Raw genomic sequence first — 17594 nt, 5'->3', positions numbered from 1 at the left:
CTCAAAGGGTGTACTGGGCGCCCACGCGGGCCAGCTCGATGTCGCCGTCGTAACCGCTGGCCTTGGCCTCCTTGAGCGAGAGGTCCGCGTCGTTCCACGGCACCAGGTGGGTGAGGACGAGCCGTCCGGCGCCGGCGCGGGCGGCGTGCTCGCCGGCCTCGCGGGCGGTCAGATGCAGCTCGGACGGCAGGCCGGGGCCTTCCAGGAAGGACGCCTCGCACAGGAACAGGTCGGCGCCGCTCGCCAGCTCGACCAGCGTGTCGGACACGCCGGTGTCGCCCGAGTAGGCGAGGGTCCTGCCGCCGTGCTCGATGCGGAACGCGTACGCCTCGACCGGGTGCGGCATCAGCGCCGTCGTCACGCGGAACGGTCCGATCTCGTAGGGGCCGGGACGCAGGTCGTGGAACTCGAACGTCCCGGACATGCCCGGCTCGGGGTCGAGGTCGTAGGCCCGCGCCATCCGAGCCGCGGTGTCGGTGGGGCCGTGCACCGGGATCGGCGGTGGCGGGCCGCCCGGCCGGTAGGTGCGCGCCACCCAGTATCCGCACAGGTCCAGGCAGTGGTCGGCGTGCAGGTGCGAGATGCAGACGGCGTCGATCTCGTACAGCGAGCGGAACCGCTGCAGCGATCCGAGCGCCCCGTTGCCGAGATCGAGCACCAGCGCGTAGCCGTCCGCCTCGATCAGGTAGCTGGACGCGGGGCTGTCCGGCCCCGGGAAACTGCCGGAGCAGCCGATCACTGTGACCCGCACGCTCAACTCCTCCTTTGCGTCCCCGAGGAATCAGGTCGTCAGCGCCTTGTCCGGCGCCGTCTCAACCGAACCGATCTCCGGCCCCAGGAACCGCCGGCCGAGCTCGGCGAACACGGCGGGGTCCCCGGTGGCGCGGAACCGGTGCCGCGGCCGGGGCGTCGCCTCGGCGCGGGAAAGCCCCCGATCGTGGAGCACGCGATACACGTCCTTGGCGGTCTCGTCGGCGCTTGACACCAGTGTGACGCCGTCTCCCACGACATACGAGATGACGCCGGTCAGCAGTGGGTAATGGGTGCAGCCGAGGATGAGGGTGTCGCATCCCGCGTCCACGATCGGGCGGAGGTAGCCGCGTGCCGCGTCCAGCAGTTCCCCGCCCATCGTCACGCCCGCCTCGACGAACTCGACGAAGCGCGGGCACGCCGTGCTGACCAGTTCGATGTGCGGTGCGGCGGCGAAGGCATCGTCGTAGGCGCGGCTGTTCACGGTGGCCTCCGTGGCGATCAGCCCGACCCGCCCGTTGGACGTGGCGCGGGCCGCGCGCCGGGTGGCGGGGTTGATGACCTCGACCACCGGGAGGGCGTAGCGTTCCCGGGCGTCGCGCAGCATCGCCGAGCTGGCGCTGTTGCAGGCGATCACCAGCATCTTCACGCCCTCGTCGACGAGCCGGTCGAGCATCTCGAGGGCGAAGGCGCGGACCTCCGCGATGGGACGCGGCCCGTACGGCTGGCGGGCCGAGTCCCCCAGGTAGACGATCGGCTCGTTCGGCAGCTGGTCGAGGATGGCGCGTGCCACGGTCAGCCCGCCGAAACCGCTGTCGAAGATCCCGATGGGGGCGTCTGGGAGGCCGTCCCCCCGGGATGCTGCTGACATGGTGCACAAGGCTAAGCGAGAAGGCCCCGCACGGGTACGTCATGCGTTGGACATCACACCGTCACATGCCGGAAAACCGTCCAGTTCACGCCGTGTGCGCGTGATCCGGACGCGAACCGGGCCGAAACGCCGGTGGTGCAAAGTTTGAGCGAGAGCGAACCGGGGGGTGTGGGGGGTCGTCCCCCCACAGAGAAAAGTTTGAGCGAGAGCGAACCGGGGGGTGGGGGCGTCCCCCACAGGGAGTCGCTTCACGAGCGGAGGCGGGGCACCCGGGCGATCTGCCGGCTCTGCGCGACGAGCCGGCCCGCGGAGTCCCAGACCTCGACCTCTTCGTCGAACCAGCCGTCGGAGAGGAGCCGGCCGCCGCCGTGCACGGCCAGCCAGCCGGGCGCCGGCACCGCCCGCATGTGCCAGGTCAGTTCGACGGTCGGGGCCCAGCCCTGCGCGCCGAGGTTCAGCGCGACGGGCGGCAGCGCGTCCACGGCGAGCGCGAGGGAGTAGGCGTCGATCGCGTAGTCGTCGCGGTGCCGGAACCAGCCGCGGATCTCGGGGCGTCCGCTCGGCTGCCCGTCCAGCCAGCCCATCGTCGACCGGTCGAAGCGCATGTCGACCCGGTCGGCGAACCCGTCGCCCGACGGGGGCCGGAAGTCGGTGCACTCCTCCAGCGGCGGCATCGCCGGGGGCGCCTCACCGGTCCAGGCGGGTTCGGCGGCGGCGTCGAGGGTGCCGGTGGTGATCAGGGCGTCCACGACGGGACGGCCGTCCTGGACGAGGGTGACCAGCGACGCGGCGGCCGTGCGGCCCTGCTTGCGGGACTCGACGGTCACCTCGGCGGGGCCGGGCTTGGCGACCCGGTGGAAGTTCGCCGCGGTCGAGACGGGGTGCGCGTGCGGGGAGGCGTCGACGGCGGCGCGGCCCAGCACGGCCATGAGGTAGCCGCCGTTCAGCGCCTCGGCGAAGCCGAAGTCGCCGTCCAGGACGGCCTCGTACCGGCCGTCGTCGACCTGCTTCACCGCGGTCGCGTCGCCGAACCCGCTCATCCGCACACTCCTGCGTCCCTGCCGCGCGGCGGGGATCGTCCACCCGTCCGGCACGGTTCTAGAATAACGTTCGAAAACGCACTCTACCGTGCCGGACGCGACACCGGCGCTCTCAGGCACCGGCCGGAGCCTGCCTGGTCAGGCCCAGAGCTGCCCTTCGAGGCGGGCCTCCGCCTCCTCCAGCGTCCCGCCGTACGCGCCGGTGGACAGGTACTTCCAGCCGCCGTCGGCGATCACGAAAGCGATGTCGGCCCGCTCGCGGGCCTTGACCGCCTTCTTCGCCATGCCGAGCGCCGCGTGCAGCGCGCCTCCCGTCGAGATGCCCGCGAAGATGCCCTCCTGCTCCAGCAGCTCGCGGGTGCGGCGCAGCGCGTCCCCCGACGTGACCGAGAACCGCGTGGTCAGCACCGACTCGTCGTACAGCTCCGGGATGAAGCCCTCGTCGATGTTGCGCAGCCCGTACACCAGATCCCCGTACCGGGGCTCCGCCGCGACGATCTTCACGTCCGGCACCCGCTCGCGCAGGAACCGGCCGACGCCCATCAGCGTGCCCGTGGTGCCGAGCCCGGCGACGAAGTGCGTCACCGTCGGCAGGTCCTCCAGGATCTCCGGGCCGGTCGTCTCGTAGTGCGCGAGGGCGTTGGCCTCGTTGCCGTACTGGTAGAGCATCACCCAGTCGGGGTTCTCCTCCGCCAGCCCCTTCGCCACCCGGACGGCCTCGTTCGAGCCGCCGGCCGCCGGGGAGAAGATGATCCGCGCGCCCCACATCTCCAGGAGCTGGCGGCGCTCGGCGGAGGTGTTCTCCGGCATCACGCACACCATCTCGTAGCCGCGCAGCTTCGCGACCATGGCCAGCGAGATGCCGGTGTTGCCGGACGTCGGCTCCAGGATCGTGCAGCCCGGCGTCAGCAGCCCCTCCTTCTCCGCCTTCTCGATCATGTAGAAGGCGGGACGGTCCTTCACCGAGCCGGTCGGGTTGCGGTCCTCCAGCTTGGCCCAGAGCCGGACGTCGTCGCTCGGCGAAAGCCGCGGCAGTCCGACCAGCGGCGTGCGGCCGAGCGAGTCCAGCAGAGAGTCGAAACGCATTGTGCCGCCGCCCAGCCCGGCTCAGCCGCCGGCTACGGCCGGGAGGATGGTGACGCTGTCGCCGTCGGCGACCTCCGTCTCCAGGCCGCCGAGGAAACGTACGTCCTCGTCGTTGAGGTAGACGTTGACGAACTTGCGCAGGCCCTTGTCGTCGACCAGCCGGCCGCGCAGGCCGGCGTGGCGCGAGTCCAGGTCGGTGAACAGCTCGTCCAGCGTGCCGCCCTTGCCCTCGACGGCCTTCGCGCCGTCGGTGAGGTTGCGCATGATCGTCGGGATGCGGACCTCGATCGCCATCGCGGTGATCTCCTTCTACGTCGTACGGGGGCTCCCCGCCCTCTGCGTCACAACCGGGCGGGGAGCGGGATGATTCCAGGCAGGATCAGCGCGTCAGCGACAGTCGTAGACGACCTCGGCGCGCGAGTGCCCGAACAGGAAGCTCTGTACGGGTGGCACCGCGGCGGAGCCGGCGCGGCGTCGAGCCGCCGGCGGTTCGCCGCCCGTCCCGTGCCCGCTCGTCCACATGACGACCAGTTTACCGGCCGCGACCCGGGCGTTCCGTGCCGACCCGTGCCGCCGCTAAGCGTCGTAGGCGTCGACGACGGCGACCTCTTCCTCGGTGACCTCACCGTCCACGATCCGGAACGACCGGAACTCGGTGTCGTCCTCCTCGCGGGTGGAGACGAGCACGTAGTGGGCGTTCGGCTCGGAGGCGTAGGAGATGTCGGTGCGCGACGGGTACGCCTCGGTGGCGGTGTGCGAGTGGTAGATGACCACCGGCTCCTCGTCCCGGTCGTCCATCTCCCGCCACACCTTGAGCTGCTCGTGGGAGTCGAACCGGTAGAACGTCGGGGACCGCTCGGCGTTCATCATCGCGACGTACCGGACGGGCCGGTCGGAGCCGATGGGGCCGGCGATGACGCCGCAGGCCTCGTCGGGATGGTCGGCGCGCGCATGCGCGACGATCTTCTCGACAAGGGCACGCTCGATCGTCAGCATGGTCCGAGCCTATTGCAATGCCCCTGGCGTCGGACGCCGGGCGTGCCTCCGCGGCCTCAGCCGAGCTTGACGTGGAGGCGGATCTGGGTGCCGTCGGCGCCCGAGCGGATCTCCACGATGTGGCACAGCCGCCGGACGGCCCACATCTCGGCGTCGTGCCCCGGGCCGCCCGGCGGCTCGTAGCCGGCGAAACGGCCGGTCATGATCCGCACCGGGTCCGCGATGTCGCAGATCAGCTCGCCGCCCTCCGCCCACACCCACAGCGAGCCGCGTCCGCCGCCGTCCCGGACGACGCCGGTGGCGACCTCGTTCGCCGCCAGCACGAACGGGAGCGTGCGCCCCTCCGGCAGCCCGAGCCGGGCGGCCTCGGCGGACAGGAAGCTCCGCAGCGCCGGCAGCCCGCCCGTCGCGAACGACCTGCGGGCGGCCGTGGCGGGCGGCGGAGGCAGCGCACCCGCGTCGCACTCGGCGCAGAACTCGGCGGGGCCGGTGAACCGGCCGGCGGGCGCCGGCCCGTCCGGACCGGTCAGCTCGGGATGGGTGCGCGCCGCGGCGTCCAGCACGTGCCCGGCGAGCGCCTCCGTGTCGTACGCGCACATGATCAGGGTCGGGGTGCCGGCGAACACGACGTTCAGCAGCGCGTCGTGCCGCTTCCACTCCCGGGTCTCCAGCGGTGTCAGGCCGTCCCAGACCGGCTCCGCCAGCAGCCGCAGCCGCCCGCGCGGCCACCAGTCGGCGCACGCCCGGTCGTGGCCGGAGGCCAGCGCGAGCATCGGGCCGCGGAACCACCGCGCCGCGTCGATGAACTCGATCCCCGCGGCGGTCTCGGGGCCGAGCTGTTCGCGCAGGGCCGCCGCGGCCGGCGGCCCGGCGATGACGACGACCGCGTCGCCCGAGCGCCGCCCGGCGCGCAGGAACGGCACGGCGGTCAGCAGGAACTCGCGCCGCGACCCGTACAGCAGCGCCCGGTGGACGAGGACGTCCCGGCCGGCCCGCGCGGGAACCCCGGGACGCAGGGCGCTGCGCCCGGTCATACGGCCGCCTCCGCGACGATCCCGGGCGCGGTGTCCCAGCCGGAGGCGCGCAGCATCAGCTCCACGCACCCGGGCATCGACCGCAGGATCACCTGCCGGTCGAGGACGGTGCTCGTCTCGTTTACGCGGATCAGGGCGCGCAGGCCGTCCATGTCGCAGAAGTCGAGCCGGGACAGGTCCAGGCACAGGTGCGCGGCGTCGTCGAACTCGCGAAGCGCCTCGACCAGCGCGGGCAGGGTCGACTCGTCGATCGCGCCGGACAGCCGCAGGCCGGGCGGCGCGAACAGCGGGACGATCGCCAGCACACCGTCGTCGAAGACGGCGTCGGCGCCGGCCCGTCCGCCGTGGCGGTCCTCCACCTCGCGCAGGTGGTCGCCGGTGAACCAGCGGCGGTCGTACTGGCACAGCGCCATCGCGGGACGGCCCGGCCGGGTGACGGCCCGGTGGACGGCGCCCTCGAACACCGCGAACCGCTCCGTGCCGGGCCAGCCGCGCAGGGAGGGCGACGCCTCGCCCGTGACCCGCACCCCCGGGTGCCCGCGGGCAAGCGCGGAGCCGATCACGGCGTCGAGATCGGTCTCGGCGGTGGACAGCACGTTCAGGCGGCCGTCGCCGAGCGCGGCCCCGAAGCCGTGACGGAGCCGTTCCGCGGCGGCGCCGGCGGGCTCGTCGTCCACCAGGTAGACCAGGGCGTGCCCGGCGCGCAGACCATCGTTGAGGAACGCCGTCAGGACGGCGTGGCGTTCCTCATCGTTGACGTAGGCGAGGCACAGATGATCGCCGGCCCGCATCTCGCCGACCGGCGTGGCGGGTCCTCCGGACCGGTGACGGACCTGCTCGGGAGCCATGGACCTCCTCGGGGAGCGCCGGTGCCGTCAGCGTGAGCGGGGTTCGATGGAGATGCCCGGCGCGTCGGCGAGGCCCTCGTCGCGGAGCCGGTCGCGGAGGGCGGGCGGCACACCCCGCAGCAGCAGCCCGCGGCCCCGGCCGGGACGGCCCGCGCCGGTCAGCAGGCGCAGCCCGTCCGTGTCGCAGGCCGTCACGCCGCCGAGGTCGAGGCAGAGCAGGCCCGTCCGGGTCGTGATCGACGCCAGGACCGCTTCGGCGGCCGGACGGGTCGACCCGTCGATGACCCCGGCCAGTTCGGCGCCGGGCGGGCTGAAGATCGGCGTGATGCGCAGCGAGCCGTCGTCGTGGTAGTCGTCGACGCGGACGCGCCCCATGTGGCGGGTCTCCACCGCCGCGAGCCGCGCGTCGTCGAACCAGCGCCGGTCGAACTGGCAGACCGCCATCGCCTTCACGTCGGAGGTCATGAAGGCGTCGTCGAGCATCTGCTCGAACTCGCCGAACTGCTCGGTGCCCGGCCAGCGGCGCAGCGAGAACCTCGCCTCGCCCGCGATCCGCACGCCCGCGTAGCCCTGGACGTAGGCGAGGTCGACCTCCGTGGCGATCAGCTCGATGCTCTCGGCCGGGTCGAACCGGCCGCTCGCGAGGAACGTCTCCTCGGCGGTCCGCACGACGAGATGCCCGGCCTCCATGGCGGCGGCGAGATCGGCCGCCCGGTCCCGCGGGGCGGGGCCGGTGACGTCCGCCCGCTCGGAGAGCAGCCAGCCGAGCACGTCCGGCGCGGGGACGCCGTCGGAGATGTAAATGATCTTGTGGCCCGCGCGGACCCCGTCGCGCGCGTAGGCGGCCATGATCGACCGCCGCTCCTCGTCGTTGTCGAACAGCAGGGCGAGATGGTCGCCCAGCCTCATCGTGCCGACCGGCTTCGCACGGGTGCCCACAATGGACATGGCGGCCTCCGATTGCCCTTCCGGCCCGCCGGTACGGGCCATGCCGGTACGAGCCTGAACGCCCTTGGCGACACGGTAACAACCGTCCGCACCGGCGTCCCGACAATCGGTAATGTCCGCTATGACCGGCTGTGGACGTCCGGGACGGTCACCAGAGAACGTTGACGAGGCTGTCCTGCAGCATGGTCAGCCAGTCGTAGGCCGCGAACATGGGCGTGCGGGGGTCGTCCCGGTCCATCTTCTCCGCCTCCTCGTACCACTCCTCGGTGATGTCCAGCCGGGTGCCCAGCGCCAGCCGGACGTCGTTCAGCGCCCGCAGCCACGCCTGCGCCTGCTTCTCGTCCAGGACGACGGCGGACCCGGCACCGCCCAGCGAAGCCAGCACGACCTCGGCGGCCTCGCGTTTACCGTCGCGCAACCCCATCTCGGTGTAACGGCGGAACTCACCCGCGGCCTCACCGTCGTCGCGGTAGGCGTCCGGGAACAGCCGCGCCAGAACCGGGTCCTCCGGCTTGGCGGCGTTCTCGGTGATGCCCATCGAGGCGAGCTCGTCGTCCCCGCCGGGCGCGTCGCCCAGCAGTGCGAGCAGCTGCTCCATCAGGGCGCGCATGAGCGCGATCTCCTCGGCCTCCAGCCGAACCCTGATGCCGTCGCGGGTCTTCTTCACCTGGCTCACGGGTCGCTCCGCTCCACACGGCTCATCGGATCGCTCCGCCCACGGGCTCAGTCGTCCCGTTTCACGGTGGCCCACAGGCCGTAGGAATGCAGGATCTCCACATCCCGCTCCATCTCCTCGCGGGTGCCGTTGGCCACGACGGCACGCCCCTTGTGGTGCACGTCGAGCATCAGTTTCTCGGCCTTGGTCTTGGGGTAGCCGAACACGGCCTGGAACACGTACGTGACGTACGACATCAGGTTGATCGGGTCGTTCCAGACGATGGCCAGCCAGGGCCGGTCGGCGCTCACGTCCTCCTCGGCGTCCGGCCGCTCCAGTTCGACGGGTGCGGGCGCCGTGCTCATGGCGCTCATTCCGCGTCTCCCCCTCTCCACATGAAGTCCGTCCGCCCACTGCACCCGATGCTATGCGCCACTTCCCCGTTCGGGTGCGATGGCCCACACGACCATGGTGCCCACAGTGGGGCTTATGGTTCCACTGTGGACCTTGGTGACGGTACTGCCCTGCTGACCGACCAGTACGAGCTGACCATGCTCCAGGCGGCGCTGCGCAGTGGAACGGCCGGCCGGCGCTCGGTCTTCGAGGTGTTCGCACGGAACCTGCCCGCCGGCCGCCGGTACGGCGTCGTCGCCGGTACGGGGCGGCTCCTGGACGCGATCGAGGCGTTCCGGTTCGAGCCCGCGCAGCTGGAGTTCCTGGCATCGAACGGCATCGTGGACGAGCCCACGCTGCGATGGCTGGAGGAGTATCGCTTCACCGGCGACGTCTGGGGTTATGCCGAGGGCGACTGCTACTTCCCGGAATCGCCGATCCTGGTCGTCGAGGGAACGTTCGGGGAGGCGGTCCTGCTGGAGACCCTCGCCCTGTCGATCCTCAACCACGACTGCGCGATCGCGTCCGCGGCGTCCCGGATGGTGCACGCGGCCCAGGACCGCCCCATCATCGAGATGGGGTCGCGCCGCGCCCACGAACGCGCCGCCGTGGCCTCCGCGCGCGCCGCCTACATCGCGGGATTCGCCACCACCTCCAACCTGGAGGCGGGCCGCCTGTACGGCGTGCCGACCGCCGGGACGAGCGCGCACTCGTTCACCCTCCTGCACGACAGCGAACGGCACGCCTTCGAAGCCCAGCTCGCGTCCCTCGGCGAGGGCACCACGCTCCTGGTCGACACCTACGACGTCGAACGGGCCGTCCGCACCGGCGTGGAACTCGCCGGACCGGCCCTCGGCGCCGTCCGGCTCGACAGCGGCGATCTGGGCGTGCTGGCGCGCCGCGTCCGCGATCAGCTCGACGCGCTGGGCGCGCACGACACGCGCATCGTGGTCACCGGCGATCTGGACGAGTACGGCATCGCGGCCCTGGGCGCGGCACCCGTGAACGGCTACGGCGTCGGGACGTCCCTCGTGACCGGCTCGGGTGCCCCCACGGCGTCCCTCGTGTACAAGCTCGTTGCCCGGTCGGACGGGCCCGAGGAGGACGCCCCCATGCGTCCGGTGGCGAAACGCTCCACCGGCAAACCCAGCCGTGGCGGACGCAAGACGGCCGTCCGCCGCATCGACGGGCACGGCGTCGCCTACGTCGAGACCATCTCAACCGGTGAACCGGCCCCCGGCCCGCGCGACCGCGTCCTCCAGGTACCGCTGGTGCGCGGCGGCGAGGTCGTCGGACGCGAAGCGCTCACCGAGACCAGGGAACGCCACGCCCGCGCGGTCGCGGAACTGCCGGCGACGGCGACCCAGCTCTCCAAGGGCGAACCCGCCGTACCCACCGAGTTCGTCAACGGCGGCCCGCGCAGTTGATCCCAACCCGCCTTGACGGGGTAGCGTCCCAGTTGTCTGGGCAAGAACCGTCTGGGCGAATCCGGAGGAGAAACCGGTACAGGGGAGCGGTCATGGGCAAGAAGGCTCTGATCATCGTGGACGTGCAGAACGATTTCTGCGAGGGCGGCTCGATGGGCGTCGCCGGCGGGGCGGACGTGGCCACCGCCATCTCCGGGCATATGACCGGGCACCGGGACGAGTACCGGCACATCGTGGCGACCCGGGACTTCCACCTCGACCCCGGTGACCACTTCTCCGAGGAGCCCGACTTCGTCGACACGTGGCCGCCGCACTGCGTCATCGGCACGCCGGGCGCGGACTTCCACCCCAACCTGGCCCTCGCGCCCATCGAGGCGGTGTTCAGCAAGGGCCGCGAGACCGCCGCCTACAGCGGCTTCGAAGGCTTCTCCGACGACGAGCTGCCCCTCGCGGACTGGCTCACCACCCGCGGCGTCGACGCCGTGGACATCGTCGGCATCGCCACCGACCACTGTGTCCGCGCCACCGCCGTCGACGCCGTCCGCGCGGGCCTGCGCACCACCGTGCTGCTCGACCTCACCGCCGGGGTCAGCAAGCCCACCGTCGACCGGGCGCTGGACGAACTGGCGCAGGAGGGAATCGTCCTGTCCGGTGCCCCGGTGGTGGCCGCCTGACCATGACGGAACTCAGGGTCGTCCTCATCGCCGGCGTGTCCGGCAGCGGCAAGACCACCATCGGGACCATGCTCGCCGAACGCATCGGCTGGGACTACGCCGAGGCCGACGAGTTCCACTCGCAGGCCAACATCGACAAGATGAGCTCGGGGCACGCGCTCACCGACGCCGACCGCCTCCCCTGGCTGCACTCCATCGCCGCCTGGATCGACGACCGGCTCCGCACCGACCGCCCCGGCGTCGTCACCTGCTCCGCCCTCAAACGCAGATACCGGGACATGCTGGCGGGGGGCCGCTCCCACGTCGCGATGGTCCTGCTGGACGGCGACCGCGACATGATCGCCGCCCGCATGAGGGACCGCAAGGGCCACTACTTCAGCGCCGACCTCCTGGACACCCAGTTCGCCGACCTGGAACTCCCCGCCCCTGACGAGGACGTCCTCACCGCCCCCATCGACGGCACCCCGGAGGAAACGGTCGCCCACATCATCGCCGGCCTCGGACTCACCCCCGCCGACACCGACCCCGGCGACGCCGGCCGGCCGTATCGGTCGCGGACGTAGCAGCGGCCCGGCACCGCACACGGTAAAGACGGGCCGAGGCCGCCCGCCGGCGATCTTCGCCTCAGTGGCGGCGTTTCGCGGCCCATTCGCGGATCTTGGCGATGCGCTTGTGGATGTCGTCGGCGCTGGCCTGGGCGATGACGGGGCCGCCGCACGCGGCGCGCAGCTCGGTGTGGATGACGCCGTGCGGCTTGCCGGTGCGGTGGTTCCACGCGCCGACGAGGCCGTTCAGCTCGCGGCGGAGGGCGGCGATGTCCTCGGCGGCGGTGCGGTCGTCGCGGGGGTCGCCGGTCTTGCGCCTGCGCTCCCCGGCGATCTGCTCCGCCTGCCGTTTGCGCAGCAGCGCCGACACCTGCTCGGGTTCCAGCAGGCCGGGGATGCCGAGGTACTCCTCCTCCTCGGCCGAGCCCGGCTGGGCGTGCATGCCGAACTCGCCGCCGTCGTACAGGACGCGGTCGAACGTGGCGGACGCCTCGACCGTCTCGAACGGAAGCTCCTCGCCGACGTCGGGCGAGTCGTTCTCGCGGTTGGCCTCGGCGAGCAGCTCGTCGTCCAGGCCGTCCTCGCGGACCGGGCGGTCGAGGACGTGGTCGCGCTCGGTCTCCATCTCGGCGGCGTGCCCCATCAGCGTCGGCACCGACGGCAGGAAGACCGAGGCCGTCTCGCCGCGTCTGCGGGCGCGGACGAAACGGCCGATGGCCTGCGCGAAGAACAGCGGCGTGCTGGTGGAGGTGGCGTAGACGCCGACGGCGAGGCGCGGGATGTCGACGCCCTCGGACACCATCCGCACCGCGACCATCCAGCGGTCGTCGGTCTCGCCGAACTGCTTGATCTTCTTGGACGCGCCCGGGTCGTCCGACAGCACGACCGTGGCGCCCTGGCCGGTGACGGCGCGCAGCATCTTGGCGTAGGCGCGGGCCGTCTCGTGGTCGGTGGCGATGACCAGGCCGGCCGCGTCCGGGATGACGCGGCGCAGCTCGGTGAGGCGGCGGTCGGCGGCGGCGATGACCTGCTTGATCCAGTCGCCCTTGGGGTCGAGCGCGGCGCGCCACGCCTGGGCGGTCTGGTCCTGGGTGAGCGGCTCGCCGAGCGTCGCGGTGATCTCGTCGCCGGCGCGGGTGCGCCAGCGCATCTCCCCCGCGTACGCCAGGAAGATCACCGGGCGGACGACGCCGTCGGCGAGGGCCGGGCCGTACCCGTAGGTGTAGTCGGCGCGGCTGCGCTTGACGCCGTCCGGCCCCTCGTCGTACTGGACGAACGGGATCGGGTTGATGTCGGTGCGGAACGGCGTGCCGGACAGCGCGAGGCGCCGCGCCGCGGGCTCGAACGCCTCCCGGACGGCGTCGCCCCAGGACAGGCCGTCGCCCGCGTGGTGCACCTCGTCGAAGATGACCAGCGACTTGCGGGATTCGGTGCGGTTGCGGTGCAGCGCGGGACGCGCCGCGACGGTCGCGTAGGTGATGGCGACGCCGTGGAAGTCCTTGCCGACGGGCCCCTGCCCGTTCTGGTACTCCGGGTCGATCATGATGCCGACGCGGGAGGCGGACTCGGCCCACTGCCGCTTGAGATGTTCCGTGGGGCACACGATCGTGATCGCGGAGATGACGCGGCGCTCCATCAGCTCGCGGGCGAGGCGGAGCGCGAACGTCGTCTTACCGGCACCGGGCGTCGCGACGGCGAGGAAGTCGCGCGGTCCCGGCTGCCGACCGTCCGTACCGCTGTGCTCGCCCGGGGAGCGACCCCCGGAACCCCCGAAGTACGCCTCCAGCGCCTGCTGCTGCCAGGCGCGCAGGGACGACGCCGTCCCCCAGGCGGCCCGCTCGGGGAAGGCGGGAGGCATGCTCGATGCGGCGAAGGTGCTCACGGTCATCGAAGGCTACCGAGCCCCACCGACAGATCGTGCCCCGGCGGTCCCCGCTGTGCCGAGTTCCACACTCCGGTGACCGCTGCGGCGGGAGCGGTAGGCGGCCCATGCGGCCCGGATGCGACGGCCCTGGCCTGCGGTGAACTCCCGCATGCAGGTGTCGTGGGCGTAGTCCATGAAGTTGTGCACGGGATCGCGGCCCCTCTGCGGGCATGTGTCCCGGGAGTGAGGACATCCTTGCGCCGGTCTCGCCTCGTACGGGGTGTCGGCCACACCGTCCCCGGGTGAGAAGCAGCCGCCCTCGAACGTGTGGAACAGGCCGAGCCAGTGCCCGATCTCGTGGACGGCCGTGTAACCGCGGTCGAACGGGCCGAGCGATCCGCCCGGCAGGCTCCGGTAGTCGATGACGACGCCGTCCATGCGCGGATCTTCGCGGTACCACTGGGGGAACGTGGAGAAGCCCAGCACGTCCGTCCCCACGGCGGCGGTGTAGACGTTGAGCGTGCGGCGCCCTCCCTTGCGCAGGCGTCGTTTCATCGGGCTCTCGTGTCTCCTCGGGTTGTGGAACCAGGCCGATCTGTCGGTGCGGTCGTAGCCGGCCAGGCGGAACCTGACACGGGTGTCGGCGCCGCCCTTCTTGCCTCCGTACGCGGCGTTCAGCGTGGAGATCTGCCGGCGGACGTCCTTCTTGGACAGCCGGCCCTTGCGTCCGCTGTGGACGACGTGGAACCGCACCGGGACGACGACGCGCCGCGCTCTGCGCAGCGTGGAGTCGAGGCGCCGTTCGTCGGAGGTGCCGAAGCGGCCGAGGAGCGTCCGCCGGAGATCGGCGAGCATGGCGACGACCTGGTCATGGCCGAGGTCGGCCCGGTCGCCCGGACGGGCCCCCGGATGGCCTCTTCGCGCCGCGGCCGGATCCGGGACGCATCCGTCCTCGCGTCCCGCCGCCGGAGCGGCTCGGACCCGCCCCCGGTCACTCGCCGAACCTGGAACAGCACACACCGTAATCAACAGTGCGCACACCGAAACCCCGGCCAACCGCCGCATTCATCCCCCGTATGTAAAGAACACCGAAGTCCCGCGGTCAGCGTCTCTCAGGGAATCCCAGAGGTGGAACGCGACCGCGGGACCGCACGCGCGCACGCCGGAACGGGCGGCGCGCCGTCAGCCGCCTCTCAGCGGCCGGCCAAATGAACGATTCTCATCCTCGGTCGCCCGCACATGGCCTTGGCGACAGGCCGGATGAAAATGCTCACTCGTCGCCCTTGCCGCCGCCCGTCTTCATGGACTCGTAGATCTCCTTGCACTCCGGGCAGACGGGATACTTCTTCGGATCCCGGTTCGGCACCCAGACCTTGCCGCACAGCGCGATCACCGGCGTGCCGGTCACCGCGCTCTCGGTGATCTTCTGCTTCTTCACATAGTGGGCGAACCGCTCATGGTCGCCGTCACCGTGCGAGAGGTCGGGCCTGACATCAGTCTGGGTGTCGCCGTCGGGAAGGATCTTCGTACTCACGTCGTCCACCTTAGTTCAGCGTCGGGTCCTCGGGAAAAGTGGAGACGAACGCCAGGTCGCCGCCCTGCCTGCGCAGGACGTCCTGCCACAGCCGGTCCGGGTCGTCCGCGAAGACGTCCCCCGCCTCGGCCGGAACCAGATACCAGGAGCCGTCCTCGATCTCGGCGCGCAGCTGCCCCGCCGACCATCCGGCGTAGCCCGCGAACACCCGGAGCTGCAGCAGCTCGGCCGCCAGCAGACCGGGAGGGGCCTCCAGGTCGACGAGGCCCACCCGGGAGACCTCGGCGCCGCCGTTCAGGGCGCGCCATCCGAGCGGCTCCTCCTCCCCGGGGAGGCGGGCCAGGGCCAGCGCGTTCTCCAGCGCGACCGGACCGCCCTGGAACACCACGGCAGGCCCCGTGACGAGCTCGGCCCAGGGCGGCAGCACACGGTCGACGGGAACCTCGGTCGGCCGGTTGAGGACAACGCCCAGCGTGCCGCCGTCACCCTCGTGCTCGACGAGCAGGACGACGCTCCGCCGAAAGTTGGGATCCTCCAGCTGGGGGGTCGCCACCAGCAAAAGCCCCACCCTGATGCCGTCTTCCATGCGTTCCATCATGCGTTGCGCGGACCTCCGGCGGCACGTCCCCCCACTCGTTAGCCTGTTACGCATTCCTATCGATGGGGATATCGGCACCACAAGGACCTAGGTTAAGAATGATCTAGGATCATCGGCCGCCCGCTTGGTGCGCGCCCGGCGGGCCGGGGAGGACAGCGATGCAGTTGCCCAGGGTCGTCATCGGCGCCGTGTTCTTCGTCATCGCAGCGCTCCTCGCCATCCCCATGCTGATCGACTGGGGATCACCGGAGTCGCGCGCCTCCACCTCCGCCACCACGCCCGGGAGCCCGAGCCCGTCCGGCACCGCGACCTCGCCGTCGCCCGGCCCGTCCGAGACCTCGCCGTCGCCGACCGCGTCGGCGCCCGCGCAGCCGGTGACGGCCTCGATCGGGTCGGTCTCCTGCCCGGCCGGCACCGTGAAGGTCACGATCCGCAACACCGGGAAGCGGAACGAGGACTTCGGGGTCGAGAAGAACGACGGCACCGCCGCGATCCCCGGCCAGATCCGGGCGAACTCGACCCGGTCGGTGGCCGTCGGGCTCCGCGAGGACCGCCGCACGCGCATCACCGTCAACTGGGCCAACAAGCGGATCGAGAGCAAGACGGTGAAGGCCGACTGTGAGAAGGCGGGCGCGGCGCCGACCAAGACCCCGCCGGAGGAGCTGCCCAGCACCGGGCCCGACGCCGTCCTGTGGGCGCGCGGCGCGACCGGCGTCGCCGTCATCCTCACCGGCGCGATCATCTTCTGGTACGGCGGGATCTGGCCCCGCCGCCGCGACCGGATCTTCCCGGACAAGTCCAAGTAGCACGGCCGGGCCGCGCCGCCCGGCGGACCCGCGCCGACCCCCGGCTCAGGCCTCGGTGCGGGTACGTCCGCCCGCGGCCTCCCGGACGGCCCCGGCGACGAAGTTGCTCACGTCGGGGTGGAAGACGCTGGGGACGATGTAGTTGGGGCCCAGCTCGTCCGGCGTGACGACCTCGGCGAGGGCCTTGGCGGCGGCGGCGAGCATGTCCAGGGTGACGATGTCGGCCTGGGCGTCCAGCAGACCGCGGAAGACGCCGGGGAACGCCAGCACGTTGTTGATCTGGTTGGGGTAGTCGCTGCGGCCGGTGGCGACGACGGCGGCGTGCTCGCGCGCCTCGTCCGGCGACACCTCGGGCTCGGGATTGGCGAGCGCGAACACGATCGCGTCGTCGTTCATCGTGGCGACGTCGTCGCCGTTCAGGATGCCGGGGGCCGACACTCCGATGAACACGTCGGCGTCCTTGACCGCGCCGCGCAGGTCGCCGGAGTAGCCGTCGGCGTTGGTGTGTTCGGCGATCCAGCGGAGCGAGTCGTCCAGGTCGTCGCGGTCCTTGCAGACGGCGCCGCGCAGGTCGCAGACGACGAGGTCGCGGGCGCCCGCGTGCATCAGCAGCTTCAGGATGGCGCTGCCGGCGGCGCCCGCGCCCGCCATCGTGATCCGGACGGAGCCGAGGTCCTTGCCGACGACGCGCAGCGCGTTGGTCAGCGCGGCGAGCACGCAGATCGCGGTGCCGTGCTGGTCGTCGTGGAAGACGGGGATGTCCAGCAGCTCGCGCAGCCGGGCCTCGACCTCGAAGCAGCGCGGCGCCGAGATGTCCTCCAGGTTGATGCCGCCGAACGCGGGGGCGAGGATCTGCACGGTCCGGACGATCTCGTCGGTGTCCTGGGTGTCGAGGCAGATCGGCCACGCGTCGATCCCGGCGAACCGCTTGAACAGCGCCGCCTTGCCCTCCATGACGGGCAGCGCGGCCTCCGGCCCGATGTTGCCGAGGCCGAGCACGGCCGAGCCGTCGGTGACGACCGCGACGCTGTTGCGCTTGATCGTCAGCCGGCGGACGTCCTCGGGGTTGCGGGCGATGGCGAGGGAGACGCGGGCGACGCCGGGCGTGTAGGCCATCGACAGCTCGTCGCGGTTGCGCAGCGGCACCTTGGACTGCATCTCGATCTTGCCGCCGAGGTGCATCAGGAACGTCCGGTCGCTGACCTTGTGGATCTTGACGGACTCGATCTTCTCCAGCGCGCCGGAGATCGCCTCGGCGTGCTGGGTGTCGCGGGTCGCGATCGTGACGTCGATGCGCAGCGTCTCGTGGCCCGCGGTGTTGACGTCGAGGGCCGTGACGATGCCGCCGGCGTTCTCCACGACGTGGGTGATCTGGCTGACGGCCCTGCCGCCGGCCGGGACCTCCAGGCGGACGGTGATCGAGTACGACACGCTTGGCACGCTCGCCACGGCAACTGCTCCCTCTGCTACGGGTCATCCATGTCCCGCGCGCGCCGCTCCGGCCGGGACTGCGCGTCCGGGACGG

The 17594-nt window shown here is 71.8% G+C and carries 21 protein-coding genes; 4 read left to right on the top strand and 17 right to left on the bottom strand.

Features of this window, described 5'->3' with window-relative positions; translation table 11 throughout:
• Position 1: 1 nt before the first annotated feature.
• From ACTWPP_RS02515 to clpS, 12 genes are all read right to left on the bottom strand, one after another.
• A complete protein-coding gene (locus tag ACTWPP_RS02515) occupies positions 2-751 on the bottom strand; it encodes an MBL fold metallo-hydrolase (RefSeq protein WP_443102388.1) in 750 nt (249 codons plus the stop codon).
• 30 nt (positions 752-781) lie between these two features.
• Entirely contained in the window at positions 782-1621 is an 840-nt protein-coding gene (murI, locus tag ACTWPP_RS02510) for a glutamate racemase (protein ID WP_443102387.1), read from the bottom strand.
• A gap of 248 nt (positions 1622-1869) precedes the next feature.
• Positions 1870-2715, bottom strand: coding sequence for a thioesterase family protein (locus tag ACTWPP_RS02505; RefSeq protein ID WP_443102386.1), 846 nt, complete (start codon positions 2713-2715; stop codon positions 1870-1872).
• 84 nt (positions 2716-2799) lie between these two features.
• Entirely contained in the window at positions 2800-3747 is a 948-nt protein-coding gene (locus tag ACTWPP_RS02500; RefSeq protein WP_443102385.1) for a PLP-dependent cysteine synthase family protein, read from the bottom strand.
• A 21-nt stretch (positions 3748-3768) separates the two neighbouring features.
• Positions 3769-4041, bottom strand: a complete 273-nt coding sequence (locus tag ACTWPP_RS02495) for a MoaD/ThiS family protein (protein WP_443102384.1) — start codon at positions 4039-4041, stop codon at positions 3769-3771.
• A gap of 93 nt (positions 4042-4134) precedes the next feature.
• A complete protein-coding gene (locus ACTWPP_RS02490; RefSeq protein WP_443102383.1) occupies positions 4135-4269 on the bottom strand; it encodes a hypothetical protein in 135 nt (44 codons plus the stop codon).
• Between the two features lie 54 nt (positions 4270-4323).
• Positions 4324-4743: a Mov34/MPN/PAD-1 family protein gene (locus ACTWPP_RS02485; protein WP_443102382.1), complete on the bottom strand. Its 420-nt coding sequence runs from the start codon at positions 4741-4743 to the stop codon at positions 4324-4326.
• A gap of 56 nt (positions 4744-4799) precedes the next feature.
• Positions 4800-5777 carry an anti-sigma factor RsbA family regulatory protein gene (locus ACTWPP_RS02480; RefSeq protein ID WP_443102381.1) on the bottom strand — a complete coding sequence of 326 codons (978 nt, stop codon included), beginning with the start codon at positions 5775-5777 and terminating at the stop codon, positions 4800-4802.
• Positions 5774-6625, bottom strand: coding sequence for an MEDS domain-containing protein (locus ACTWPP_RS02475; RefSeq protein WP_443102380.1), 852 nt, complete (start codon positions 6623-6625; stop codon positions 5774-5776). The genes ACTWPP_RS02480 and ACTWPP_RS02475 overlap by 4 nt, the downstream gene beginning before the upstream one ends.
• A gap of 27 nt (positions 6626-6652) precedes the next feature.
• Positions 6653-7573, bottom strand: a complete 921-nt coding sequence (locus ACTWPP_RS02470; RefSeq protein WP_443102379.1) for an MEDS domain-containing protein — start codon at positions 7571-7573, stop codon at positions 6653-6655.
• A 148-nt stretch (positions 7574-7721) separates the two neighbouring features.
• Complete coding sequence (locus ACTWPP_RS02465; RefSeq protein WP_443102378.1) at positions 7722-8249, bottom strand: DUF2017 domain-containing protein; 528 nt, start codon at positions 8247-8249, stop codon at positions 7722-7724.
• A 47-nt stretch (positions 8250-8296) separates the two neighbouring features.
• A complete protein-coding gene (clpS, locus tag ACTWPP_RS02460; protein ID WP_131875481.1) occupies positions 8297-8593 on the bottom strand; it encodes an ATP-dependent Clp protease adapter ClpS in 297 nt (98 codons plus the stop codon).
• A gap of 135 nt (positions 8594-8728) precedes the next feature.
• Here clpS and ACTWPP_RS02455 point away from each other — a divergent pair, with 135 nt between their 5' ends.
• From ACTWPP_RS02455 to ACTWPP_RS02445, 3 genes are all read left to right on the top strand, one after another.
• Positions 8729-10048 (top strand): nicotinate phosphoribosyltransferase, encoded by a 1320-nt coding sequence (locus ACTWPP_RS02455; RefSeq protein WP_443102377.1) that lies wholly within the window; start codon positions 8729-8731, stop codon positions 10046-10048.
• Between the two features lie 92 nt (positions 10049-10140).
• A complete protein-coding gene (locus ACTWPP_RS02450; RefSeq protein ID WP_443102376.1) occupies positions 10141-10722 on the top strand; it encodes an isochorismatase family protein in 582 nt (193 codons plus the stop codon).
• Positions 10723-10724: 2 nt separating this feature from the next.
• Positions 10725-11285: a gluconokinase gene (locus ACTWPP_RS02445; RefSeq protein ID WP_443102375.1), complete on the top strand. Its 561-nt coding sequence runs from the start codon at positions 10725-10727 to the stop codon at positions 11283-11285.
• 61 nt (positions 11286-11346) lie between these two features.
• Here the strand turns inward: ACTWPP_RS02445 and ACTWPP_RS02440 are convergent, their stop codons facing one another.
• The 4 genes from ACTWPP_RS02440 to ACTWPP_RS02425 all read right to left on the bottom strand — a co-directional run bounded on the left by ACTWPP_RS02440 (position 11347) and on the right by ACTWPP_RS02425 (position 15251).
• Positions 11347-13125 carry a DEAD/DEAH box helicase gene (locus ACTWPP_RS02440; protein WP_443102708.1) on the bottom strand — a complete coding sequence of 593 codons (1779 nt, stop codon included), beginning with the start codon at positions 13123-13125 and terminating at the stop codon, positions 11347-11349.
• Between the two features lie 36 nt (positions 13126-13161).
• A complete protein-coding gene (locus tag ACTWPP_RS02435; RefSeq protein ID WP_443102374.1) occupies positions 13162-13986 on the bottom strand; it encodes a zinc metalloprotease in 825 nt (274 codons plus the stop codon).
• A gap of 415 nt (positions 13987-14401) precedes the next feature.
• Positions 14402-14665, bottom strand: coding sequence for a DUF3039 domain-containing protein (locus ACTWPP_RS02430; RefSeq protein WP_443102373.1), 264 nt, complete (start codon positions 14663-14665; stop codon positions 14402-14404).
• A 10-nt stretch (positions 14666-14675) separates the two neighbouring features.
• Complete coding sequence (locus ACTWPP_RS02425) at positions 14676-15251, bottom strand: YqgE/AlgH family protein (RefSeq protein ID WP_443102372.1); 576 nt, start codon at positions 15249-15251, stop codon at positions 14676-14678.
• A gap of 170 nt (positions 15252-15421) precedes the next feature.
• Between ACTWPP_RS02425 and ACTWPP_RS02420 the strand changes: the two genes are divergently transcribed.
• A complete protein-coding gene (locus ACTWPP_RS02420) occupies positions 15422-16069 on the top strand; it encodes a hypothetical protein (protein WP_443102371.1) in 648 nt (215 codons plus the stop codon).
• Positions 16070-16114: 45 nt separating this feature from the next.
• On the opposite strand, the gene ACTWPP_RS02415 is transcribed toward ACTWPP_RS02420, so the two are convergent.
• Complete coding sequence (locus tag ACTWPP_RS02415) at positions 16115-17518, bottom strand: NAD-dependent malic enzyme (protein WP_443102370.1); 1404 nt, start codon at positions 17516-17518, stop codon at positions 16115-16117.
• Positions 17519-17594 lie beyond the last annotated feature (76 nt).

Source organism: Actinomadura sp. 3N407, from assembly GCF_052245875.1.
Taxonomy (GTDB): domain Bacteria; phylum Actinomycetota; class Actinomycetes; order Streptosporangiales; family Streptosporangiaceae; genus Spirillospora.
The sequence above is the reverse complement of the archived record's forward strand: the minus strand, read 5'-3'. Positions and strand labels throughout refer to the sequence as shown.

What these genes read in the sequence shown, in the direction of transcription:
- murI (WP_443102387.1), bottom strand. Translation starts at nt 1,621, where the DNA reads ATGTCAGCAGCATCCCGGGGGGACGGCCTCCCAGACGCCCCCATCGGG.
- ACTWPP_RS02490 (WP_443102383.1), bottom strand. Translation starts at nt 4,269, where the DNA reads ATGTGGACGAGCGGGCACGGGACGGGCGGCGAACCGCCGGCGGCTCGA.
- ACTWPP_RS02480 (WP_443102381.1), bottom strand. Translation starts at nt 5,777, where the DNA reads ATGACCGGGCGCAGCGCCCTGCGTCCCGGGGTTCCCGCGCGGGCCGGC.
- ACTWPP_RS02475 (WP_443102380.1), bottom strand. Translation starts at nt 6,625, where the DNA reads ATGGCTCCCGAGCAGGTCCGTCACCGGTCCGGAGGACCCGCCACGCCG.
- ACTWPP_RS02425 (WP_443102372.1), bottom strand. Translation starts at nt 15,251, where the DNA reads ATGGAAGACGGCATCAGGGTGGGGCTTTTGCTGGTGGCGACCCCCCAG.
- ACTWPP_RS02495 (WP_443102384.1), bottom strand. Translation starts at nt 4,041, where the DNA reads ATGGCGATCGAGGTCCGCATCCCGACGATCATGCGCAACCTCACCGAC.
- ACTWPP_RS02470 (WP_443102379.1), bottom strand. Translation starts at nt 7,573, where the DNA reads ATGTCCATTGTGGGCACCCGTGCGAAGCCGGTCGGCACGATGAGGCTG.
- ACTWPP_RS02445 (WP_443102375.1), top strand. Translation starts at nt 10,725, where the DNA reads ATGACGGAACTCAGGGTCGTCCTCATCGCCGGCGTGTCCGGCAGCGGC.
- ACTWPP_RS02500 (WP_443102385.1), bottom strand. Translation starts at nt 3,747, where the DNA reads ATGCGTTTCGACTCTCTGCTGGACTCGCTCGGCCGCACGCCGCTGGTC.
- ACTWPP_RS02435 (WP_443102374.1), bottom strand. Translation starts at nt 13,986, where the DNA reads ATGCTCGCCGATCTCCGGCGGACGCTCCTCGGCCGCTTCGGCACCTCC.
- ACTWPP_RS02440 (WP_443102708.1), bottom strand. Translation starts at nt 13,125, where the DNA reads ATGCCTCCCGCCTTCCCCGAGCGGGCCGCCTGGGGGACGGCGTCGTCC.
- ACTWPP_RS02420 (WP_443102371.1), top strand. Translation starts at nt 15,422, where the DNA reads ATGCAGTTGCCCAGGGTCGTCATCGGCGCCGTGTTCTTCGTCATCGCA.
- ACTWPP_RS02485 (WP_443102382.1), bottom strand. Translation starts at nt 4,743, where the DNA reads ATGCTGACGATCGAGCGTGCCCTTGTCGAGAAGATCGTCGCGCATGCG.
- ACTWPP_RS02450 (WP_443102376.1), top strand. Translation starts at nt 10,141, where the DNA reads ATGGGCAAGAAGGCTCTGATCATCGTGGACGTGCAGAACGATTTCTGC.
- clpS (WP_131875481.1), bottom strand. Translation starts at nt 8,593, where the DNA reads ATGAGCACGGCGCCCGCACCCGTCGAACTGGAGCGGCCGGACGCCGAG.